This window comes from Streptomyces taklimakanensis (assembly GCF_009709575.1).
In the GTDB taxonomy this organism is placed as follows: Bacteria; Actinomycetota; Actinomycetes; order Streptomycetales; family Streptomycetaceae; genus Streptomyces; species Streptomyces taklimakanensis.
Genome location: NZ_WIXO01000001.1, coordinates 3780481 through 3803173 on the forward strand (window position 1 = coordinate 3780481; position 22693 = coordinate 3803173).

At 73.5% G+C, this 22693-nt stretch carries 19 protein-coding genes; 11 read left to right on the forward strand and 8 right to left on the reverse strand.

Going from position 1 to position 22693, the window contains the following annotated elements:
- Positions 1 to 105: 105 nt before the first annotated feature.
- Positions 106 to 1128, forward strand: a complete 1023-nt coding sequence (locus F0L17_RS16830; RefSeq protein ID WP_238420645.1) for a DeoR/GlpR family DNA-binding transcription regulator — start codon at positions 106 to 108, stop codon at positions 1126 to 1128.
- Between the two features lie 90 nt (positions 1129 to 1218).
- Here the strand turns inward: F0L17_RS16830 and F0L17_RS16835 are convergent, their stop codons facing one another.
- The 5 genes from F0L17_RS16835 to F0L17_RS16850 all read right to left on the reverse strand — a co-directional run bounded on the left by F0L17_RS16835 (position 1219) and on the right by F0L17_RS16850 (position 6240).
- On the reverse strand, positions 1219 to 2994 hold the full coding sequence (locus F0L17_RS16835; protein ID WP_162466300.1) for an ATP-binding protein: 1776 nt from the start codon (positions 2992 to 2994) through the stop codon (positions 1219 to 1221).
- 451 nt (positions 2995 to 3445) lie between these two features.
- Positions 3446 to 4114 carry a Maf family protein gene (locus F0L17_RS16840; RefSeq protein ID WP_155071723.1) on the reverse strand — a complete coding sequence of 223 codons (669 nt, stop codon included), beginning with the start codon at positions 4112 to 4114 and terminating at the stop codon, positions 3446 to 3448.
- Between the two features lie 52 nt (positions 4115 to 4166).
- Entirely contained in the window at positions 4167 to 4286 is a 120-nt protein-coding gene (mmpB, locus tag F0L17_RS28535) for a morphogenic membrane protein MmpB (RefSeq protein WP_420802424.1), read from the reverse strand.
- A gap of 81 nt (positions 4287 to 4367) precedes the next feature.
- The gene (locus F0L17_RS16845) at positions 4368 to 4580 is read right to left on the reverse strand and encodes an acyl-CoA carboxylase epsilon subunit (RefSeq protein WP_162466842.1); all 213 of its coding nucleotides are present in this window, start codon (positions 4578 to 4580) and stop codon (positions 4368 to 4370) included.
- A 46-nt stretch (positions 4581 to 4626) separates the two neighbouring features.
- On the reverse strand, positions 4627 to 6240 hold the full coding sequence (locus F0L17_RS16850; protein ID WP_162466301.1) for a carboxyl transferase domain-containing protein: 1614 nt from the start codon (positions 6238 to 6240) through the stop codon (positions 4627 to 4629).
- A gap of 123 nt (positions 6241 to 6363) precedes the next feature.
- Between F0L17_RS16850 and F0L17_RS16855 the strand changes: the two genes are divergently transcribed.
- The 5 genes from F0L17_RS16855 (at position 6364) to hutH (ending at position 12477) form a co-directional block, all read left to right on the forward strand.
- The gene (locus F0L17_RS16855; protein ID WP_155071724.1) at positions 6364 to 7251 is read left to right on the forward strand and encodes a biotin--[acetyl-CoA-carboxylase] ligase; all 888 of its coding nucleotides are present in this window, start codon (positions 6364 to 6366) and stop codon (positions 7249 to 7251) included.
- Positions 7252 to 7315: 64 nt separating this feature from the next.
- Entirely contained in the window at positions 7316 to 8407 is a 1092-nt protein-coding gene (locus tag F0L17_RS16860; protein WP_162466843.1) for an adenylate/guanylate cyclase domain-containing protein, read from the forward strand.
- A 166-nt stretch (positions 8408 to 8573) separates the two neighbouring features.
- Entirely contained in the window at positions 8574 to 9419 is an 846-nt protein-coding gene (locus F0L17_RS16865; protein ID WP_162466302.1) for an enoyl-CoA hydratase-related protein, read from the forward strand.
- A gap of 207 nt (positions 9420 to 9626) precedes the next feature.
- A complete protein-coding gene (locus F0L17_RS16870; RefSeq protein ID WP_155071725.1) occupies positions 9627 to 10820 on the forward strand; it encodes a GGDEF domain-containing protein in 1194 nt (397 codons plus the stop codon).
- A gap of 100 nt (positions 10821 to 10920) precedes the next feature.
- Positions 10921 to 12477, forward strand: a complete 1557-nt coding sequence (hutH, locus tag F0L17_RS16875) for a histidine ammonia-lyase (RefSeq protein WP_155071726.1) — start codon at positions 10921 to 10923, stop codon at positions 12475 to 12477.
- Here hutH and F0L17_RS16880 read toward each other — a convergent pair.
- A complete protein-coding gene (locus F0L17_RS16880; protein ID WP_162466303.1) occupies positions 12458 to 12784 on the reverse strand; it encodes a hypothetical protein in 327 nt (108 codons plus the stop codon). The two genes, hutH and F0L17_RS16880, sit on opposite strands and share 20 nt — an antisense overlap.
- A gap of 396 nt (positions 12785 to 13180) precedes the next feature.
- Between F0L17_RS16880 and F0L17_RS16885 the strand changes: the two genes are divergently transcribed.
- The 4 genes from F0L17_RS16885 (at position 13181) to F0L17_RS16900 (ending at position 19372) form a co-directional block, all read left to right on the forward strand.
- Positions 13181 to 14458 (forward strand): L,D-transpeptidase, encoded by a 1278-nt coding sequence (locus F0L17_RS16885; protein WP_155071727.1) that lies wholly within the window; start codon positions 13181 to 13183, stop codon positions 14456 to 14458.
- Between the two features lie 366 nt (positions 14459 to 14824).
- Positions 14825 to 18154, forward strand: a complete 3330-nt coding sequence (locus F0L17_RS16890; protein ID WP_338018116.1) for a S8 family serine peptidase — start codon at positions 14825 to 14827, stop codon at positions 18152 to 18154.
- A gap of 134 nt (positions 18155 to 18288) precedes the next feature.
- Entirely contained in the window at positions 18289 to 18831 is a 543-nt protein-coding gene (locus F0L17_RS16895) for a DJ-1/PfpI/YhbO family deglycase/protease (RefSeq protein ID WP_162466844.1), read from the forward strand.
- A gap of 169 nt (positions 18832 to 19000) precedes the next feature.
- Positions 19001 to 19372 (forward strand): DUF1330 domain-containing protein, encoded by a 372-nt coding sequence (locus F0L17_RS16900; RefSeq protein ID WP_155071729.1) that lies wholly within the window; start codon positions 19001 to 19003, stop codon positions 19370 to 19372.
- A gap of 100 nt (positions 19373 to 19472) precedes the next feature.
- Here the strand turns inward: F0L17_RS16900 and msrA are convergent, their stop codons facing one another.
- Both msrA and F0L17_RS16910 read right to left on the reverse strand, forming a co-directional pair.
- Positions 19473 to 20135 carry a peptide-methionine (S)-S-oxide reductase MsrA gene (gene msrA / locus F0L17_RS16905; RefSeq protein WP_155071730.1) on the reverse strand — a complete coding sequence of 221 codons (663 nt, stop codon included), beginning with the start codon at positions 20133 to 20135 and terminating at the stop codon, positions 19473 to 19475.
- Between the two features lie 74 nt (positions 20136 to 20209).
- Positions 20210 to 21436 (reverse strand): hypothetical protein, encoded by a 1227-nt coding sequence (locus tag F0L17_RS16910; protein ID WP_155071731.1) that lies wholly within the window; start codon positions 21434 to 21436, stop codon positions 20210 to 20212.
- A 38-nt stretch (positions 21437 to 21474) separates the two neighbouring features.
- Between F0L17_RS16910 and F0L17_RS16915 the strand changes: the two genes are divergently transcribed.
- The gene (locus F0L17_RS16915) at positions 21475 to 22641 is read left to right on the forward strand and encodes a cystathionine gamma-synthase (protein ID WP_155071732.1); all 1167 of its coding nucleotides are present in this window, start codon (positions 21475 to 21477) and stop codon (positions 22639 to 22641) included.
- Positions 22642 to 22693 lie beyond the last annotated feature (52 nt).

Genomic DNA, 22693 nt, shown 5'->3' on the forward strand with positions numbered 1-22693 from the left:
CACGAACAATTTCCGTTATTCAGCGGAAACAGCTGAAAGCAGACGGTCGATCGCGTTACTGTCGGTTTCGTGTTCGCTGCAGAACGTCGTCAACTGATCCTCGAAATGGTGCGTGCCAACGGAGCCGTGTCGCTCCGTGAACTCGCACGCGTCGTCCAGACCTCCGAAGTGACCGTGCGCCGCGACGTCCGGGCGCTGGAGGCCGAGGGACTGCTCGACCGTCGCCACGGCGGCGCCGTGCTGCCCGGCGGCTTCACGCGCGAGTCCGGTCTCCCACAGAAGGCGCACCTGGCGACGGCGGAGAAGACGGCCATCGCCGATCTGGCCGCCGGGCTCGTCGAGGAGGGCGAGGCCGTCGTCGTCGGCGCCGGTACGACCACCCAGGAGCTGGCCCGCCGGCTGGCGCGCGTTCCCGGCCTGACCGTGGTCACCAACTCCCTGCTGGTGGCGCAGGCCCTGGCCCACGCCAACCGCGTCGAAGTGGTGATGACCGGCGGTACGCTGCGCGGCTCCAACTACGCGCTGGTCGGCAGCGGGGCCGAGCAGTCCCTCCAGGGGCTGCGGGTCTCGCGTGCCTTCCTCTCCGGCAGCGGGCTGACGGCCGAGCGCGGCCTGTCCACCTCCAACATGCTCTCGGCGAGCGTGGACCGGGCCCTGGTCCAGGCCGCGGCCGAGGTCGTCGTCCTGGCCGACCACACCAAGCTGGGCATCGACACGATGTTCCAGACGGTCCCGCCGGAGGTCATCACCCGCCTGGTGACCGACGAACCCCCACCCCACGAGGAGCGGGCGGCGGCGGAGCTCCAGGCGCTGGCGGACCAGGGCGTCCGGATCGAGATCGCGAGCACGGGCCCCACCACGGGAGCGGTGCGCACCGGTCCGCTCGGCACGGTCGGCGGCTCCGCCGGGCCGGGCGGCGTGGAGGACGAGAGCACGGTGCCCGGCGCGGGACGGCAGCCGCGCCGCGACGTTCCCCTGCCGGGCCAGCGCGGCCGGCATCCGCAGGGCTCCCAGGGGATCCAGGGCGGCGGTGCCGGTGGTGCGCAGCTCCGCACGGCCCTGCCGGTCGTCACCGGCGAGGGCCCCCCGATGGGCCGGGTGGCCGATCTGGCCCCGCGCCGCCACTGACTGACGGCTCCTCACCGGCGGACCGAAGAGCGAGGGGGCGGGACGGTCGAGCCGTCCCGCCCCCTCGCTCGGGGGCCGTGCGTTTGGGGGTCAGTCCTTGATGTCGCAGATGGCGGCGCCGGCGCTGATGCCGGTGCCGACGGTGGCGTTCAGGTCCTTGACGGTGCCGGAGCGGTGGGCGTTGATGGGTTGTTCCATCTTCATCGCTTCCAGTACGACGATCAGGTCGCCCTCGGTGACCTGTTGGCCTTCCTCGACGGCGATCTTGACGATGGTGCCCTGCATCGGGGAGGTCAGGGTGTCGCCGGAGGCGGCCGGTCCAGACTTCTTGGCCGCGCGTCGTTTGGGGCGGGCGCCGCCGGCCGCGGCGGTGCGGGCCAGGGTCATGCCCAGCGAGGCGGGCAGGGAGACCTCCAGGCGTTTGCCGCCGACCTCGACGACCACCGTCTCGCGGCCGGGTTCGTCGTCCTCGGTGCCGGTGCCGGGGGTGGTGAAGGGGGGCAGGGTGTTGACGAATTCGGTTTCGATCCAGCGGGTGTGGACGGTGAAGGGGGCGTCGGGGTGGCCGTTGACCTCGGGGGCGAAGGCGGGGTCGGTCACGACGGCGCGGTGGAAGGGGAGGGCGGTGGCCATGCCCTCGACGGTGAACTCGGCCAGGGCGCGGGCGGCGCGTTGCAGGGCCTGTTGGCGGGTGGCGCCGGTGACGATCAGTTTGGCCAGCAGGGAGTCCCAGGCCGGGCCGATCACCGAGCCGGATTCCACTCCGGTGTCCAGGCGGACGCCGGGGCCGGTGGGGGGGTCGAATGTCGTCACGGTGCCCGGGGCGGGCAGGAAGCCGCGGCCGGGGTCCTCGCCGTTGATGCGGAACTCGAAGGAGTGGCCGCGCGGGGGCGGGTCGTCGTAGCCCAGTTCCTCGCCGTCGGCGATGCGGAACATCTCGCGGACCAGGTCGATGCCGGTGACTTCCTCGGTGACCGGGTGTTCGACCTGGAGGCGGGTGTTGACCTCCAGGAAGGAGATGGTGCCGTCGGTGCCGATCAGGAATTCGCAGGTGCCGGCGCCGACGTAGCCGGCTTCTTTGAGGATGGCCTTGGAGGCGCGGTACAGCTCGGCGTTCTGTTCGGCGGTCAGGAACGGGGCGGGGGCTTCTTCGACCAGTTTCTGGTGGCGGCGCTGCAGGGAGCAGTCGCGGGTGGAGACGACCACCACGTTGCCGTGTTGGTCGGCCAGGCACTGGGTCTCCACGTGGCGGGGGCGGTCCAGGTAGCGTTCGACGAAGCATTCGCCGCGGCCGAAGGCGGCCGTCGCCTCGCGTACGGCGGAGTCGTACAGTTCGGGGACTTCTTCCAGGGTGCGGGCGACTTTCAGGCCGCGGCCGCCGCCGCCGAAGGCGGCCTTGATGGCGATGGGCAGGCCGTGTTCCTCGGCGAAGGCGAGGACTTCGTCGGCGCCGGAGACGGGGTCGGGGGTGCCGGCGACCAGGGGGGCGCCGGCGCGTTGGGCGATGTGGCGGGCGGCGACCTTGTCGCCCAGGTCGCGGATGGCCTGGGGGGGTGGGCCGATCCAGATCAGTCCGGCGTCGAGGACGGCCTGGGCGAAGTCGGCGTTCTCGGAGAGGAAGCCGTAGCCGGGGTGGACGGCGTCGGCGCCGGAGTCGGTGGCGGCCTTGAGGACCTTGGTGATGTCCAGGTAGCTGGCGGTGGGGGTGTCGCCGCCCAGGGCGAAGGCCTCGTCGGCGACCCGGACGTGCAGGGCGTCCCGGTCGGGGTCGGCGTAGACGGCCACGCTCGCGATTCCGGCGTCCCGGCATGCACGGGCGACGCGGACAGCGATTTCACCGCGATTGGCGATGAGCACCTTGCGCACGATGGCTTCCTCCTTGGCGCTGGGCCGCAACAAGTGGGCGGAGCGAGTTTAGGTACTGGCGACACCGCACGCCGAGTCGCCCTGAGGGGTGAGGTTGCCCACACGGAACGTGACCTCAAAGGTCCCGCGGGGCCCGCATCCCTTGTGGGTACACGGTACGCCGCCTTCTCGCCTCTGGTTGGAGATCTTCGGTGTGGCCAAGGTTACTGTTCGGGACTCGACCGGGAATCCGGTGTTCCTTGTGGGATTCCTACGAACGGTAGGGAAATTCTTTGCCGGTGCGCGGGGGCTGCCGCCACCCCGTACCCGTTAGTACCGTGGGCGCCGCCGCACCGTCGGCGGAACGGACGACGCGGGGACGGCGGGCCGTCCCACGGAGGACCGGTGGTCCTGGCGACGGCCGGAGTGTGCCCGCGTCCGAGGCCGTCGGGCCGGTGTCACGGGCCGCCGCTCACACCCACAGCTCCGTGATGCCCACGCCCAGCTCGGCCAACAACCGGCGCAGCAGCGGCATCGAGATGCCGATGACGTTGCCGTGGTCGCCCTCGATGCCCTCGACGAACGGCGCGGACCGGCCGTCCAGGGTGAAGGCGCCCGCCACGTGCAGCGGTTCGCCGGTGGCCACGTAGGCGGCGATCTCCGCGTCGCTCGGCTCGCCGAACCGGACGGTGGTGGACGCGGTCGCGGACACCCGGCGGTCGGCGGCGGTGTCGATCACGCAGTGCCCGGTGCGCAGGACGCCCGAGCGTCCGCGCATCGCCTTCCACCGGGCGGTGGCCTCCTCGGCGTCGGCGGGCTTGCCCAGCGCCCGCCCGTCCAGCTCCAGCACCGAGTCACAGCCGACGACCAGCGCACCCGCCGTCCCGTCCGCCGCCCGCGGCGCGGCGGCCCCCAGCCGCTCCGCCACGGCGGTGGCCTTCGCCTCGGCCAGTACCAGGGCCAGCTCGCCCGGGGTGGGGGCGTCGAGCGCGTCCTCGTCCACCCCGCTGACGATCACCTCGGGAGCCAGCCCGGCCTGCCTCAACACCCCGAGCCGGGCGGGGGACTGGGAGGCGAGGACGAGCCGGCGGCCGGTCGAGGGCGCGGAGGAGGGAACGGAGGCGGTGGTGTCGTGGACCATGCGCCCCATCCTAGGGAGAGCGGCGCCCCGCGGAGGCGCGGCCGGCCGTGCCTCACAGCAGCAGGAAGACCGCGACCATCGCGGCGGCGAGCAACCAGCCGGCGCGGCGGAGCATCACCTGGGCGGTACGCAGCTCCTCGGGGGGTTCGTCGGCCGGATCGGACCAGAGCATGCCCCGATCCTGCGCCAAGGACGGCGGGTGCGCCTGAGTACGCGTACTCAGGCGCACCCGCGGCGCGTGTGGTCGGTGCCCTCAGCCGGGCCAGTACGTCGTCCGCCAGGCCCGCGGCCCCGGGTGCGGCAGCCGGTGGCCGGGCACGGTGCGCGCCGGATCGGACCACTCCGAGCCGGGCTCGGAGGCGGACTCCCCCGGGGCCGCCGCCAGGGCGGCGGCCCGGGTCCGCACCACCGCCAGGGCGGCGGCCAGCTCCTCGGGGGTCGGATTGCCGCGTACGACCTTGATCACTGTCACGGTCTCCTCGGAGAGCGGGGACGGGAGGGGCGGGGCCGGATCAGAGCGGGATGTTGCCGTGCTTCTTCGGCGGCAGCGACTCGCGCTTGGTGCGCAGCGACCGCAGGCCCCGCACGATGTGACGGCGGGTCTCGGACGGCACGACCACCGCGTCCACGTAGCCGCGCTCGGCCGCGACGTAGGGGTTGAGGAGGGCGTCCTCGTACTCGGCGGTGAGCTTGGCCCGCAGCTCCTCGCGCTCCTCGTCCGTCTTCGCCGCCGCCAGTGTCCTGCGGTGCAGGATGTTGACCGCGCCCTGGGCGCCCATCACCGCGATCTGGGCGGTGGGCCAGGCGAAGTTGAGGTCGGCGCCCAGGTGCTTGGAGCCCATCACGTCGTACGCGCCGCCGAACGCCTTGCGGGTGATGACGGTGATCAGCGGCACCGTGGCCTCGGCGTAGGCGTAGATCAGCTTGGCGCCGCGCCGGATGATGCCGCCGTACTCCTGGTCGGTGCCGGGCAGGAAGCCGGGCACGTCCACGAAGGTCAGCACCGGGACGTTGAAGGCGTCGCAGGTGCGCACGAAGCGGGCGGCCTTCTCGGAGGCGTCGATGTCCAGGCAACCGGCGAACTGCATCGGCTGGTTGGCGACGACGCCGACCGGCCGGCCCTCCACCCGTCCGAAGCCGGTGAGGATGTTCGGCGCGAACAGCGGCTGGGTCTCCAGGAACTCGCCGTCGTCCAGCACGTGTTCGATCACGTCGTGCATGTCGTACGGCTGGTTGGCCGAGTCCGGGATCAGCGCGTCCAGCTCGCGGTCGTCGTCGGAGACCTCCAGGTCCGCCTCCTCGGGGAAGGCGGGCGGCTCGGAGAGGTTGTTGGAGGGCAGGTAGGACAGCAGGGCCTTGACGTACTCGATGGCGTCCTTCTCGTCGGAGGCCATGTGGTGCGCGACGCCGGAGGTGGAGTTGTGGGTGCGGGCGCCGCCCAGCTCCTCGAAGCCGACGTCCTCGCCGGTGACGGTCTTGATGACGTCCGGGCCGGTGATGAACATGTGCGAGGTCTGGTCGACCATCACCGTGAAGTCGGTGATCGCCGGGGAGTAGACCGCGCCGCCCGCGCACGGACCCACCACCAGCGAGATCTGCGGGATCACCCCGGAGGCGTGGGTGTTGCGGCGGAAGATCTCGCCGTACGCGCCCAGCGAGGCCACGCCCTCCTGGATGCGGGCGCCGCCGGAGTCGTTGATGCCGATGACCGGGCAGCCGGTCTTCAGCGCGAAGTCCATCACCTTGGCGATCTTCTGGCCGAAGACCTCGCCCAGCGCGCCGCCGAAGATCGTGAAGTCCTGGGAGAAGACGGCCACCGGCCGTCCGTCCACCGTGCCGTAGCCGGTGACGACGCCGTCGCCGTAGGGACGGTTGGCGTCCAGGCCGAAGTTGGTGGAGCGGTGCCGGGCGAACTCGTCCAGCTCGGTGAACGACCCCTCGTCCAGCAGCAGCTCGATCCGCTCGCGGGCGGTCAGCTTGCCCTTGGCGTGCTGCTTCTCCACCGCGCGGGCCGAGCCGGCGTGCGTGGCCTCGTCGATGCGCCGCCGCAGATCCGCGATCCTGCCCGCGGTGGTGTGGAGATCCTGGTCCTCGGCGGGGGCGGCTGGGCTCTGCTGCTCGGACACGGGCTGCGGCTCCTCGTCGTGGGCTTCGGGAGATGTCTGGTCACCGTCTGGCTACCGTTTCGTAGCGTATCGGCGCCGGGGTGCTCCGTCGGTGCGGCGTTTGCCACACCTACGCTGTCTTGCATGACGCCCAAGGACCCCTCGGACCACCCCTGGTCGGACCTGGACAGGCCTCCGCTGAACGCCACCGCGCTGCGCCGTGCGCTGGTGCGACCCGACTCCCCGTGGACATCGGTCGAGGTGGTACCCGAGACCGGCTCCACCAACACCGATCTGGCCGCCCGGGCCGCGGCCGGCACGGCGGCGGCGGGGGCGGTGCTGGTGGCCGAGCGGCAGACCGCCGGCCGCGGCCGCCTGGACCGCGCCTGGACGGCGCCCGCCCGCTCGGGCCTCTTCCTCTCCGTGCTGCTCACCCCGGACGTGCCCGCGCGGCGGTGGAGCTGGCTGCCGCTGCTCGCCGGGGTCGCCGCGTCCGGTGCCCTGGCCCGCACCGCGGGCGTGGACACCGCGCTGAAGTGGCCCAACGACCTCCTGGTGCGGACCGGCGACGGGGAGCGGAAGATCGGCGGCATCCTCGCCGAGCGGGTCACCGGTCCCGACGGGACGGCCTCGGTGATCCTGGGCATCGGGATCAACGTCTCGCTGCGCGAGGACGAACTGCCGGTGCCGTCGGCCGGCTCGCTGGCCCTGGCCGGCGCGCACACCACCGACCGCGACCCGCTGCTGCGCGCGGTGCTGCGGTCGCTGGCGGAGTGGTACGGCCGGTGGAGCGAGGCGGAGGGCGACCCGGAGGAGAGCCGGCTGCGCCGGTCGTACACCGCCGGCTGCGCCACGCTCGGTCGCCGGGTGCGCGCCCTGCTCCCCGGCGGGCGCGAGTCGACGGGCGAGGCGGTCGCGGTGGACGGCGAGGGACGCCTGGTGCTGGCCGACGCCGAGGGGGTGCGGCAGCCGGTGGAGGCGGGGGACGTGGTGCACCTGCGACCCGCTCGGGAGGAGCCGTCGGGAGAGTGAGCCACGGCACACCTGCCGTATCGTTGACTCGACCCAGCGCGGCGGGCGCGGCGGCAGTGAGTGGATCGGAAGGACAGTGGGCGACGCGGGCACCCCAGCCGAAGGGCCGGTGACGGACGGTGAGGCGGATCACGGCGGGGAGGACCCCCTCGCGCTCCGCATCGAGCAGCTGATCCTGGGAGCCCCGCGGCGGTACACGCCCTTCCAGGCGGCCCGCGCCGCCGACGTCCCCATGGAGCTGGCGGCCCGCTTCTGGCGCGCGATGGGGTTCGCCGACATCGGTCAGGCCAGGGCGCTCACCGAGACGGACGTGATCGCGCTGCGCCGGTTGGCCGGCCTGGTGGAGGCCGGGCTGCTCAGCGAGGCCATGGCCGTCCAGGTGGCCCGTTCCACCGGACAGACGACGGCGCGGTTGGCGGAGTGGCAGATCGACTCCTTCCTGGAGGGGCTCACCGAGCCGCCCGAGCCCGGCATGACCCGCACCGAGGTGGCGTACCCGCTGGTGGAGCTGCTGCTCCCCGAGCTCCAGGAGTTCCTGGTGTACGTCTGGCGGCGGCAGTTGGCGGCCGCCACCGGCCGGGTGGTGCAGGCGGCGGACGACGAGGAGATGGTCGACCGCCGCCTCGTGGTCGCCTTCGCCGACCTGGTGGGCTTCACCCGGCTGACCCGGCGGCTGGAGGAGGAGGAGCTGGGCGAGCTGGTCGAGGCCTTCGAGACCACCGCGGCCGACCTGGTCGCGGCGCACGGCGGCCGACTGATCAAGACCCTCGGCGACGAGGTGCTCTACGTCGCCGACGACGCGGGCACGGCCGCCGAGATCGGCCTGCGGTTGATCGAGACCCTCGCCAACGACGCGACGATGCCGGAGCTGCGGGTGGGCATGGCCCTGGGCACGGTCACCACCCGGATGGGGGACGTCTTCGGCAACACGGTGAACCTGGCCAGCCGGCTGACGTCGATAGCGCCCAAGGACACGATGCTGGTGGACGAGGCGCTCCGCGCCGAGCTGGTCGCCTCCGGTCTGGCTCCGGAGTCGGAGAAGGAGGCCGACGGCAGCGCGGCGTACCGTTTCGCCCTCCGGCCGCTCTACCAGCGCCCGGTGCGCGGCCTGGGCGTCGTCGAGCCGTGGCTGCTGACCCGCCGCGCCCCCTCCTGAAGCCCGCGCTCCGCCGGACCGCCTCCTCCCTCCCGTGCCGTCCCGGGGCCTTTCCCGCTCCCCTTCGCGCTCGCCCCTGACCGATGGGGGGAACGGATGGCATGATGCGCCCGTACACCAGTGAGCGATCGTTAACCGGAAGGGCTGTGTGGACGGCGTGAGCGGCGTGAACGGAGCAGACGGCGGCACGGACGGCGGCGCGGGGGGCACCGCGACGGAGGAGCGCTTCGGCGAGTGGGTGGCCGTCCGGCGGGAGCCGGAGGGGTACGTCGCCGAGCTGGTGCTGGACCGGCCGAAGGCGATGAACGCGGTCTCCACCGAGATGGCCCGGTGCCTCGGGGAGGCGTGCGCGGCGCTCGCCGCCGACCGGCGGGTGCGGGCCGTGGTCCTCTCCTCCAGCCACGAGCGGGCGTTCTGCGTGGGCGCGGACCTCAAGGAGCGCAACTCCTTCACCGACGCCGACCTGGCGCGGCAGCGGCCGTACGCCCGCGCCGCCTACACCGGAGTGCTGGAGCTGCCGATGCCCACCGTGGCGGCCGTGCACGGCTTCGCGCTCGGCGGCGGTTTCGAGCTGGCGCTCTCCTGCGACCTGATCGTCGCCGATCCCACCGCCGTGGTGGGCCTGCCGGAGGTGTCCGTCGGAGTGATCCCCGGCGGGGGCGGCACCCAACTGCTGCCGCGCCGGGTGGGCGCGGCCCGTGCCGCCGAGCTGATCTTCACCGCACGTCGGGTGGAGGCCGTCGAGGCCCGCGAGCTGGGTCTGGTGGACCACCTGGCGGCCGAGGGCGAGGACCGCGCCGAGGCGCTGGCGCTGGCCCGGCGGATCGCCGCCAACTCCCCGGTGGGTCTGCGGGCGGCCAAGCGGGCGCTGCGCACCGGCTGGGGGATGGACCTGCGCGCGGGCCTGGAGGTCGAGGACGCGGCCTGGCGTTCGGTGGCCTTCTCCGGGGACCGGGCCGAGGGCGTGGCGGCCTTCAACGAGAAGCGCGCCCCGCGCTGGCCGGGCGAGTGAGCCCGGAGCGGCCGTGATCCGCCCGGACGGCCCGGACGGCCCGTCCGGGCCGGGGCCCGGAGCCGTCGGGGAGCCCGGCCGGGCGCGGGCCGGGAGTGAGCCGGGCGCGAGCGGGCACCAGACCGGTGAGCCGGGACGGGCCGGTGCGAACCGGTCGGCGTCCCGGGGCGGGGGCCCATAATCTGGGGCACATGGATCGGGTGCGGCATGGGTGACGACGCGCGGCTGCGGGCCGTGGTGGAACTGGCGCAGGCGATGGCCGCCGTCCACACCCTGCGCGACGTCTCCCGGGCCGCCGCCGAGGGCGCGCTGGCCGCGATGGAGGGGTCCTTCGCGGCCCTGTCCGTCTGGGAGCGCGAGCGCGGCCGGATCCGGGTGCTGGTGAACGTCGGCGAGCTGCGGGGGGACGAGGAGGAGTTCCCCGAGGACGAGTGGTACCCCCTCCACGACTTCCCCGAGATCACCGGTTTTCCGCGCGCGGGCCGTTCGGGCGCCGGCCCGGACGGCGGGGCGCGGGCCTGGGTGGAGACGGCCTCGGGCGACCGGGACACCCGGTGGTACGGGCCCCGCCCGCCCGGTGCCCGGCGGGCGGAGGAGCTGCGCCGGCGGGGCCGGGGCTGCTGTGTGGTGGCGCCGATCGTGCTGCACGGGCGGGCCTGGGGCGAGCTGTACGTGGCGCGGGAGCCCGGTCGGCCGGGGTTCGGCCCCGCGGACGCCGACTTCGCCGCCGTTCTGGCGTCGGTGATCGCCGCCGCGATCGCCCAGACGGAGCGCTTGGAGGAGGTGCGCCGGCTGGCCTTCACCGATCCCCTGACCGGGCTGGCCAACCGGCGCGCGGTGGACGTGCGGCTGGACGAGGCGATGGAGCGGCACCGCACGGCCGGCACGGTGGTGAGTCTGCTGGTCTGCGACGTCAACGGGCTCAAGGCGGTCAACGACGAGCTGGGCCACGAGGCCGGCGACCGACTGCTGGAACGATTCGCCTCGGTGCTGTCGCTGTGCGGCGCGATGCTCCCGGACGCCCTGGTCGCCCGGCTGGGCGGGGACGAGTTCTGTCTGCTGGCCGTGGGCCCGTCGGCGGACGAGGTGGTCCGGGTGGCGGACGAGGTGTGCCGCCGGGCCGCCGAGCTGGAGACCGGGCAGGGGGTGGCCTGCGGAGTCGCCTCGACCGGTGACCCGATAGGCCCGGTCCGCTCGGCCCGCCGGCTGTTCCGCCTGGCGGACGCCGCCCAGTACCGTGCCAAGGCCGCCCGTACGGACAAGCCGGTGGTGGCCGGACGCGAGGGGTCGGTGGACGACCGGGGGGACGGGGACACGGTGGTCCGTCTCGCGGACCGGGCGGAGCGGGGCGCACTGGGCTCCTCCGGTGACCGCCGCACCATCCGGGGACTGGACGCGTGACCGCGACGACCGGCGGGGGACGGGACGGCCGGCGGATGTGGCGCACACCGTCGCGACCGGGCCGTGACAGAACGCGATTCACTCTTTAGTGTTCCTGAATATGGATATGCAGCACCGCGTAGTGGTCGGCCCCTCCGGCACCACCGCCGAGGACGTCGTCGCCGTCGCCCGGGGCCTGGCACGCGTCGAGCTCTCCGAGGAGGCGCTCGACGCCCTGGCGGCCGCCCGCCGGGTCGTCGACGCCCTGGCGGCCGAGCCCGAGCCCGTCTACGGCGTCTCCACCGGCTTCGGCGCCCTCGCCGTCCGGCACATCCCCACCGAACTGCGCGTACAGCTCCAGCGCAACATCGTCCGCTCGCACGCCGCCGGGATGGGCCCGCACGTGGAGCGCGAGGTGGTGCGGGCCCTGATGTTCCTGCGACTGAAGACCCTCGCCTCCGGGCACACCGGGGTGCGGCCCGAGGTGGCCGGTGCCCTGGCCGGGCTGCTCAACGCGGGAATCACGCCCGTCGTCCACGAGTACGGCTCGCTCGGCTGCTCGGGGGACCTGGCGCCGCTGTCCCACTGCGCGCTGGTCCTGATGGGCGAGGGAGAGGCCGAGGGGCCCGACGGGCGGGTGCGCCCGGCGGCCGAGCTGCTGGCCGAGCACGGTCTGGCCCCCGTGGAGCTGCGGGAGAAGGAGGGCCTGGCGCTCCTCAACGGCACCGACGGCATGCTGGGCATGCTGGTGATGGCCTGCGCCGATCTCGCCCGGCTGCTCACCAGCGCCGACATCACCGCCGCCCTGACCCTGGAGGCGCTCCTGGGCACCGAGCGGGTGCTCGCGCCCGAGCTGCACGCCGTCCGGCCGCACCCCGGCCAGGCCGCGTCCGCTGCCAACATGCTGAAGGTCCTGGAGGGCTCCGGACTCACCGGCCACCACCAGGACGACGCCCCGCGCGTGCAGGACGCCTACTCGGTGCGCTGCGCCCCGCAGGTCGCGGGCGCGGGGCGCGACACCCTGGCGCACGCCCGGACCGTCGCCGAGCGGGAACTGGCGGCGGCCGTGGACAACCCGGTGGTCCTCCCCGGAGCCGGCAGGGTGGAGTCCAACGGCAACTTCCACGGCGCGCCCGTCGCCTACGCGCTGGACTTCCTCGCCATCGCCGCCGCCGACCTGGCCTCGATCACCGAACGCCGCACCGACCGGCTGCTGGACCGCAACCGCAGCCACGGACTGCCGCCCTTCCTGGCGGACGACGCCGGAGTGGACTCGGGCCTGATGATCGCCCAGTACACCCAGGCCGCCCTGGTGAGCGAGATGAAGCGGCTGGCCGTCCCGGCCTCGGTGGACTCGATCCCGTCCTCGGCGATGCAGGAGGACCACGTCTCGATGGGCTGGTCGGCCGCCCGCAAGCTGCGCACCGTCGTGGAGAACCTGGCCCGTGTGGTGGCCGTCGAGCTCCACGCCGCCACCCGCGCGATCGAGCTGCGCGCCGCCGACGGCCTGACCCCCTCGCCCGCCGCCTCGGCCGTGGTGGCCGCCGTGCGGGAGGCGGGCACCACGGGGCCGGGGCAGGACCGTTTCCTGGCGCCGGAACTGGCGGCCGCGGAGGCGTTCGTGCGCGGGGGAGGGCTGGTGGCGGCGGCCGAGGCCGTCACCGGGCCGCTGGCGTGAGCCCCTCGCGTCCGGAGCGGATGCGGGCGTGGGCCAGCAGGGCCGCGCCCGCGCCGAGGAAGCCGAGGCCGCCGGCGAGGTAGGGCGTGGTGTCGAAGCTTCCGGTGTCGGCCAGTTCGGCCCCGTCCCCGAAGGTGCCGGGGGTGGTCGTTCCGGACTGGGCCGGTACGGCGTCCTGTGTCCGCGACGCGGCGGATCGCGTGTGGGCGTCCTCGCCGGTGGCGTTCGCGGACGGTACGAACCACAGGCCGCACAGCAGGCCGCCCGCCACGGCGGCGGTCATCAGCGGTCGGCGGTGTGCTCGCACGGAGAGCCCCCTAGCGTGCAGCGGATGGGAGGTGCGGTGACCGATGCTAGTCACGGCGGCGCGCCGAGTGAAGTGCGGTCCGCGGGTTCGACCTCCCAGAAAGCGACAGAACGGTCATAACCCGACATGTATGGATCAAGGCGTGATAATCGGGGTTGTGTGATCGGGCGTCAACATGCCGCGGATGCCCGGGGGCATCCGGGAGTGTGAGGGAGATCCCCGCCCGGGACGGGAACCCCTGGCGCCGAAAGGGTGTCTTACCCCACAGTCTTACCCTGGGTGGAACGGGTCACAGCTCCCTTGCGTTCTCGTGTGTGCGGCGGTGGGGTGGTTGTCCCGCTTTACTCTCACCGGACGGCGCGGGACGCGGCACGGGAGCCGGAGGTTCGCAAGCGGATGGAGAAGTGTGTGATGACGGACGGCAAGCGCCGCAAGGGTGTCGTGGTGGCGGCCGCGGTGCTCAGCGGGGTACTCGCACTGACCGCGTGCGGCGGTGACGGCGGCGGCGGCGACTCCGACTCCGACGCGGGCAAGAAGCAGGAGAAGGGGCAGGCCCAGGTGGACCGGGCGGCGGCCGAGGAGGCCTCGGACGCCCGAATAGTCATCACCCCCAAGGACGGCTCGGACAACACCAGCATCAACGCGGTCGGGGTCTCGGTGGAGGGCGGCAAGCTCACCTCGGTGACCATGAAGGCCGCGGCGACGGGTCAGGAGGTGGCGGGCACCCTGGCCGCCGACGGCACCAGTTGGAAGCCCGACGGCCAACTGGAGCGCTCCACCCGGTACACGATCTCGGCCAAGGCCGAGGACCCCGAGGGACGCACGGTCCACGGGAACTCGACCTTCACCACGGTCTCGCCCGAAAACAGCTTCATTGGGTACTTCACGCCCGAGGACGGCTCCACCGTGGGCGTGGGCATGCCGGTGTCGATCAACTTCGACAAGGGGATCACCAACCGGAAGCTCGTCCAGTCCTCGATCGAGGTCAACTCCACCAGCGGCCAGGAGATCGTCGGCCACTGGTTCAGCGACACGCGCCTGGACTTCCGTCCGAAGGACTACTGGAAGGCCGGCTCCAAGGTCACCGTCGACCTCAACCTCGACGGCGTCGAGGGCGCCGAGGGCATCACCGGCGTCCAGGACAAGAGCTTCAGCTTCACCGTCGGCCGCTCCCAGGTCAGCACGGTCGACGTGAAGTCCAAGACCATGGAGGTCGTCCGGGACGGCAAGACGATCAGGACCGTCAAGATCTCCGCGGGCGCGCCCGAGACCCCGACCTACAACGGTCAGATGGTGATCTCCGAGAAGTTCGAGGAGACCCGGATGGACGGCGCCACGGTCGGCTTCACCGACGACGACGGCAAGGGCGAGTACGACATCCCCGACGTGCCGCACGCCATGCGCCTGTCGACCTCCGGCACCTTCATCCACGGCAACTACTGGGGTGCCGACTCGATCTTCGGCAGCGCCAACACCAGCCACGGCTGCGTGGGCCTGAACGACGTCAAGGGCGGCGACGACCCCAACCAGGACGCGGCCTGGTTCTTCGACAACTCCCTGCTCGGCGACCTGGTCATCGTGAAGAACTCGCCGGACAAGCAGATCGCCCCGCACAACGGCCTCAACGGCTGGAACATGTCCTGGGAGGACTGGAAGGCCGGCTCGGCCCTCTGACGGGCCGTCGGGCCCCTGCCCGACGACACACCGGGAACCATCCCGCCGAAGGCGGCGGACGCGGCGCACGGCGCACGGCGTCCGCCGCCTTCGGCGTCCTCCGGGGCCTTCGGCGCCTGGCCGTCCCCGAGCCGGTGCCGCGCCCGCCCTCACCGGGCGGGGCCGCCCCCGGCCGGTGAGGGACGTCGCTCTCCGGGGCGCCGGATGGAACTCCAGTCCCATATGGCGTCATATGGTGCCGGCGCGGCGGCCTCCCGCAGACTGAGCGCCGGGGGCCGTCCGGCTCCCCGCGCAGGGTGAATCGCCTCGCCAGGGGGAGAGTTGACGCATCGGAAGAGAGCGGGCGTCGCCGCGATAGCCACGGTTGTGGCCATCGCACTGACGACGGGGCCGACCACCACGTCGTCCGCCGCCCCGAGGACACCGCCGGCCGGGTCCGGTTCCCCGGCGGGAACCGACCGCGCGGCGCCCGACGCCCCCGAGGCCCCGAAGACCCCGAAGTCCCCGAAACCCCCGAAGACCCCGAAGCACCGCACCGTCACGCTCATCACCGGCGACCGGGTACTGCTCGACCGCTCCGGCGAGGTCGTCGGGATGATCCGGGCCAAGGGGCGCGAAGGGGTCCCCGTCCAGGTCGTGCGCGCCGGGGGGCACACCCACGTGATCCCGAGGGACGCGCTCGGCCTCATCCACGAACGCAGGCTCGACCGGCGGCTGTTCGACGTCACCGAACTCGACCGCGAGCAGTACCGCGCCAGGACCGGGAACGGCGTTCCGGTCATCGTCACCTACCAGGGCACCGAGCCGGCGGCCAAGGCCGAACTGCACGCCGCGGCCGACCCCACCGTGCGCGCCACCCTCCGTTCCGTCAACGGCGAGGCGCTGACCGTCCCCGAGGACACCGTCGCCGCCGCCTGGACGGCCCTGACCCGCCCCGCCACCGAGGTCGGACGGCTCGCCGCGGCCCCCGGGGTCGCCACCGTCTCGCTCGACGGCCTCCACCGGGCGACGCTCGACCGGAGCGTCGCCCGGATCGGCGCCCCCACCGCGTGGAAGGCCGGCCACGACGGCACCGGTGTCACCATCGCCGTCCTCGACACCGGCATCGACGACACGCACGAGGACTTCGCCGGCCGGATCGTCGCGGAGCGGAACTTCTCCGCGGCCGAGGACGCCGAGGACCGCCACGGACACGGCACCCACGTCGCCTCCATCGCGGCCGGCAGCGGCGCGAGGTCCGGCGGTCGCCACAGGGGCGTCGCCCCCGGGGCCGGACTGCTCAACGCCAAGGTGCTCGACGACGACGGCTACGGCAGCGACTCGGAGATCATCGAGGGCATGGAGTGGGCCGTGGCGCGGGGCGCCAGGGTCGTCAACCTCAGCCTCGGCGACATCGACACCCCCGGGATCGACCCGATGGAGGAGGCCGTCAACCGGCTGTCGAAGGACAGCGGCGCCCTCTTCGTCGTCGCGGCGGGCAACGCGGGACCCGACGCCTCCACGGTCGGCACCCCGGGCAGCGCGGACGCCGCGCTGACGGTCGGCGCCGTCGACGGGGACGACGGACTCGCGGACTTCTCCTCGGTCGGCCCCCGCGTCGGCGACGGCGCGGTCAAGCCCGACCTGACCGCGCCCGGCGTGGACATCGGCGCCGCCGCGGCCGAGAACAGCGTCGTCCAGCGGGAGGGCACCCCGGTCGCCGACGGCTACGTCGCCCTCTCCGGCACCTCCATGGCCGCCCCGCACGTCGCGGGCGCCGCCGCGCTGCTGGCCCAGCGGCACCCCGACTGGACCGGTGAGCGCCTCAAGGGCGCGCTGACCTCCTCCGCCGTGCCGGCCAAGGGGCACACCCCCTTCCGGCAGGGAACGGGCCGGGTGGACGTGGCCGCGGCCCTGAGGCAGGCGGTCGTCGCCGAGCCGGTGTCGATCGGCTTCGGCACCGCCCGGTGGCCGCACCACGACGACGAGCCGATCACCAGAGCCGTCACCTACCGGAACCTCGGCGACCGGGCCGTCACCCTGGAGCTGGCCGCGACGGGCACCGACCCGGAGGGCGGGGCCGCGCCACGCGGCATGTTCACCCTCTCCGCCGAGCGGGTCACCGTCCCCGCCGGCGGCACGGCCTCGGTCCGCGTCACCGCCGACACCCGCCTCGGCGGCGACCTCGACGGCGCCTACGGACTGGTGATCACCGCGACCGGCGGCGGCCGGACCGTCCGCACCGCGGGCGCCGTCGACCGCGAGGTCGAGTCCTACGACCTGACCGTGCGCGCCGTCGGCCGCGACGGCGGACCGACCGGCCACTGGGAGGGTTCCCTGTTCCCGCACACCGGCGACGCGCCCGTCGTCCTCCGGGGGGACGACGGCACCGCCACCGTGCGCATGCCCAGGGGCGACTACACCCTCTCCGGCGAACTCCCCGTGCCGGGGAGGGACGGGGGCCGCATCGACGGCCTGGACTGGCTCGTCGCCCCCGCCGTCAGGCTCACCGGGAACACCGCGATCACCCTCGACGCGCGCAGGGCCAGGCCGGTCACGATGACGGTGCCGAGCGGCAGGGCCCGACAGACCGAACTGGCCGTCACGTTCGACCTCCACACCGCGGAGGGGTACGTCGGTCTCGTCAACTCCGCGCCCGACCTGCCCCGGGGATTCCGCACCGCACGGATCGGCCCGGTGCCGAAGGGCGCCGAGATCGAGGCCGCCGCCACCACCACCTGGGTCAACGGCAGCACCGAGTACCACGCCGCCCACAGCCGGCGGGGGAGCTTCTACACCGGGCTCACCCTGCGCACCGGCAGGTCGGAGATGGCCCGGCTGGTCGTCTCCCAGGCCGCCACGGCCCCCGGACGCACCGGCGTGCTGATGACCACGGCGGACACCGCCGCCTGGGCCTCCGAGACCGGGCACACCATCCCGCGCGTCTCGACGGTGTACGTCAGGACCCAGGGAACCCGCTGGTCCCAGAGCTTCCTGCAGACGAACGAGGCCGGCGAGTGGGAGGCCGAGTACCACGGCGGGGAGCGCTCCTACACGGCGGGCAGGAGCTACCACCACGCCTTCAACAACGGAGTCTTCGGTCCGAACCTGCGGCGGGGGGAGGGCGGGGTCTTCCGGGACGGCGACTTCCTGTACGGGAGCGTGAACCCGCTCTCGGACGGCGCCGGTCACCTCGGCGGCAGCGACCACGACAGGGCGACCACGACCCTGTACCGCAACGGTGGGAAGTACGCGACCAGGAACGAGATCCTGGACCACACCGAGTTCACCCTGCCCAAGGGCAAGGCGACGTACAGACTGGTCACCACCGTCGAGCGCAGCGGCCCCTCGAAGCTGAGCCGCAGGGTGAGCGCCGCCTACACCTTCACCTCGGGCCGCACCTCCGAGGAGACCGCGATCCCGGTGTCGGCCGTGCGCTTCGCGCCGAAACTGAGGCTGGACGGCACCTCCAGGGCACGGGCCACGGTCTCCGTGCCGGTGGTCGTCCAGGGCGCGGCGGGGAGGAACCCGAAGTCGTTGACCGTGTACGTCTCCCACGACGACGGCGGGACGTGGCGGAAGCTCGCCGTCAGGAAGGGCCGGATCACGGTCGAGAATCCCGGCAGGGGCGGGAGCGTCTCCTTCCGGGCCGAGGTGAGGGACGACAGGGGCAACGCCCTGTCCCAGACGATCATCGGCGCCTACCGCACCCGGTGACGTCCTGGAACGGAAACACCGAGGACGGATCACCCAAGAGGTGCATAACGTCCCTCCCGGCGGGGACCCGAACGGGTGTGGGGGGATCCACGAGCACGTACGTAGACCCGAACCGCCGAAAGGACGTGGCTGAAGTGAAGGTCGCCTTTCTCGTCGCCCCCGAGGGTGTGGAGCAGATCGAGCTGACCGACCCGTGGCAGGCGGTGAAGGACGCGGGTGGCACCCCGGTCCTGCTGTCCACCGACAACGGACCGGTGCAGGCGTTCGACCACCTCGACAAGGCCGACACCTTCGAGGTGGACCGGCAGGTCGCCGACGCCGAGGTCGAGGAGTACGACGGGCTGGTGCTGCCCGGAGGCGTGGCCAACCCCGACTTCCTGCGCATGGACGAGAAGGCCGTCGCCTTCGTCCGGGAGTTCTGCCGGACCGGCAAGCCCGTCGCCGCGATCTGCCACGGGCCGTGGACGCTGGTCGAGGCCGACGTGGTGCGCGGCCGGAAGCTCACCTCGTTCCCCAGCCTGCGCACCGACATCGCCAACGCGGGCGGCAACTGGGTCGACGAACAGGTCGTCGTCTGCACGGAGGGCCCGAACACCCTGATCACCAGCCGCAAGCCGGACGACCTCAAGGCGTTCGACGAGGCGTTCCTCAAGGAGTTCCAGACCGTCTCCGCCTGACCGCCGGGCCGGACGCGCGCGCGGAGGGACCGCCCGTGGAACGGGCGGTCCCTCCGCGCGCTCCCGGCCGGTGGCCGGGAGCGCGGCATGACCCGACAGGTCATCGACTCCGGCCGCGCGGCGCGGAAGGATCACCGCTGTCCATACCGGCCCGACCTCGGGAGGAGACATGACCGCCTACGCCATCGCCCACCTCCGGAACCACCCCGGCCCCCACCCGGACGTGATCGCCTACCTGGAGCGCATCCAGGACACCCTGGAGCCCTTCGCCGGCCGCTTCCGCGTTCACGGCGGCCCGATGGAGGTGCGGGAGGGCGAGTGGCCCGGGAACGTGGTGGTGATCGAGTTCCCGTCGATGGAGCGGGCCCGCGCCTGGTACGACTCGGAGGCGTACCAGGAGATCCTGCCGCTGCGCACCGACCACATCGACAGCACGGCCTTCCTCGTGGAGGGCGTCGGTCCCGGCTACCACCCGAGGCGGAAGGCCGAGGCGATGCGCCGGGCGGCGGACGCCCGACCCTCCGCCCCGGCCGCTTCGTGACAGTTCGTTACAGTTCGTGACAGAGGGCCCCTGGCGGCCTTCCGGCGGTCGTCCGCCGTCGTCCGGGCGAGTGACGACGGCGGACGGTCCGACCGGTCGGTCACTCGGCCCTGGCCACGCCCACCGGGCAGGACACGCCCGTGCCGCCGATGCCGCAGTAGCCGCCCGGGTTCTTGTCCAGGTACTGCTGGTGGTACGGCTCGGCCGGGTAGAAGGGGCGGGCGTCGGCCGGAAGGATCTCGGTGGTGATCTCCCCGTGGCCCGCGGACGTCAGCACCCTCTGGTACGCCTCGCGCGAGGACTCCGCCGCGGCCCGCTGGGCGGGGGAGTGGGTGTAGACCGCCGAGCGGTACTGGGTGCCCACGTCGTTGCCCTGGCGGAAGCCCTGGGTGGGGTCGTGGGCCTCCCAGAAGACCCTCAGCAGTTCCTCGTACGAGACCTCCGACGGGTCGAAGACCACGCGGACGGCCTCGGTGTGCCCGGTCAGTCCCGAGCAGACCTCCTCGTACGTCGGGTTCTCGGTGTGGCCGCCCTGGTAGCCGACCAGGGTCGTCCACACGCCCGGCGTCTGCCAGAACTTCCGCTCGGCGCCCCAGAAACAGCCCAGGCCGAAGTCGGCGACCTCCAGGCCCTCGGGGTAGGGGCCGAGCAGGGGGGTGCCCAGGACGGTGTGCTTCTCCGGGACGGAGTACGGGCGCTCCGGTCGTCCCTTGAGCGCCTCCTCCGCGGTGGGCAGGGACTTCCTGTGGTGGCCGAACAGCATGCTCAACTCTCCTCACGGGCCGACCGGACCCCGAACGCGCTGTGCGCGGGGCCCGGTGTGCGTCTCGACGTGCCTCAGTGCGCCGGCGGAGGGGCGGCCGCGCCGCCGCCCGGGCCCTCGTGGCCCGCGACCGCCAGGGCGCGGTACGCCGCGTACTCCGCCGCCGGGTCGGCGCCGTCGACCCAGGGCAGCGCACCGACATAACCATCGACGGCCCGCACCTGTTCCAGGGCCTCCGCGTACCGCTCGGCGCGCACCAGGAAGCACAGCAGCAGATGGCGCACGTGCGGCGCGACGGGGTGGTCGCCGGGGGCGTGGTGGAGGGCGTAGCCGGCGCCGTCGATCGCCTGCTCGACGACCGCGCTCCGGTAGAGGCCGCGCACCATGTTGGCCTCCGGCAGGTGGTCGTAGACCGCGAAGAGCGGCAGCGCCGGGAGCAGGCTGCCCTGAGGGGCCTCCCCGGCCGCCTGCCGCGCGAAGGCGTAGGCGTCCTCCCGGGAGCCGTGGCCCTTGGCCGACCAGTACGGCAGCGCCACCAGGTGCGCGCCCATGTGGTGCGGGGCCCGCCTGCGCACCTCCTGCCACAGTGCCTCGAAGTCGGAGCGGCGCACGCCCAGGGCGCGGGCCGCGAACAGGTCGGTGATGTGGCCCGTGGGATCGGCCGGGGCCAGCCGGACCGCCTCCCGGGCGATCTCGCGGGCCTCCTCCAGGATGATCCGCCGGTCGGCCGAACCGGTGCCGCCCAGCGCCTGCCAGACCAGGAACTGCGCGTACACCTGCGCGCAGCCGACGTCGCGCGGGGAGGAGGAGCGCCAGTCACGCAGCCAGCGGGCGCCCTCGGGCGCGCCCTCCGGATGGGTGCCGCCGGCGGCCCCCTCCGCGCGGCCCGGCGACGGCTCCTTGGAGAGGGAGGGGCCCGAGGCTCCGGCGGGCGCGCCGGAACCGTCCCGCGCGGGCGCGCGGGACGTGCGCGACCGCGCCAGTTCGACGGAGGCGGCGCCCGCCAGCGACTGCACGCGCTGCCAGCGCAGTTCCCAGTCGTCGGTCAGGGCGAGCAGCCGGGCGACGGGCTGCCAGTCCTGGGTCCGCTGCGTCTCCTCCAGCGCCTCGATCAGCTCCGGATCGGGGCCGGGCAGCCGCACGTCGAGGCGCTCGGGCGGTACGAAGCCGTAGCGGTCCGGGTCGGTGATCCGGGCCGGGAGCCCCCCGGCGGTGGCCGGCGCCCGCCGACGGCGGACCGCGGGCACGACCAACAGGCCGACGACGGCGGCGATGGCGATGAGGAACAGCAGGGCTTCCATGGTCTCCACGGTACGGCCCGCCCGTTACGCTCGGGAGCATGAGCCACCAGCACGCAGCCCAGAACGCGGCACAGCACTTCGAGACCCTCGCCATCCACGCCGGGCAGGAACCCGACGCCGCGACCGGAGCGGTGGTGCCGCCGATCCACCAGGTGTCCACCTTCAAGCAGGACGGGGTGGGGGGTCTGCGCGGCGGCTACGAGTACAGCCGCAGCGCCAACCCGACGCGCACCGCGCTGGAGGAGAACCTCGCCGCGCTGGAGGGCGGGCGCCGCGGACTGGCCTTCGCCTCCGGGCTGGCCGCCGAGGACTGCCTGCTGCGGACGGTGCTGACGCCCGGTGACCACGTCGTCGTCCCGAACGACGCCTACGGCGGCACCTTCCGCCTCTTCGCGAAGGTGGCCGAGCGGTGGGGCGTGGAGTGGTCGGTCGCCGACTCCTCCGACCCGGCCGCCGTGCGCGCCGCGCTGCGGCCCCGCACCAAGGTCGTGTGGGTGGAGACCCCGTCCAACCCGCTGCTGGGCATCACCGACATCGCCGCCGTCGCCGAGGTGGCCCGAACGGCGGGCGCCCGACTGGTGGTCGACAACACCTTCGCCAGCCCCTACCTCCAGCAGCCGCTGGCGCTCGGCGCGGACGTCGTCGTGCACTCCACCACCAAGTACATGGGCGGCCACTCCGACGTGGTGGGCGGCGCGCTGGTCACCTCCGACGCCGCCCTGGGCGAGGAACTGGCCTTCCACCAGAACGCCATGGGCGCCATCGCCGGGCCGTTCGACTCCTGGCTGGTGATGCGCGGCGTCAAGACGCTGGCGGTGCGGATGGACCGGCACTGCGCCAACGCCGCCCGGATCGCCGAGCTGCTGGCCTCCCACCCGAAGGTCACCCGGGTGTACTACCCGGGGCTGGAGTCCCACCCCGGGCACGAGGTGGCGGCCAAGCAGATGCGCGGCTTCGGCGGCATGGTCTCCTTCCGGGTCGCCGGGGGCGAGGAGGCCGCGGTCGAGGTCTGCGACCGGGCGAGGCTGTTCATCCTCGGCGAGTCGCTGGGCGGTGTGGAGTCCCTGATCGAGCACCCGGGCCGGATGACCCACGCCTCGGCGGCCGGTTCGGCGCTGGAGGTGCCCTCGGACCTGGTGCGGCTGTCGGTCGGCATCGAGGCGGTCGACGACCTCGCGGAGGACCTCACGCAGGCCCTGGGCTGATCCCGCCCCGTCCGGACGCCGGGGCCGTCGGGGGCCGTTCCCGCCGGGGGGA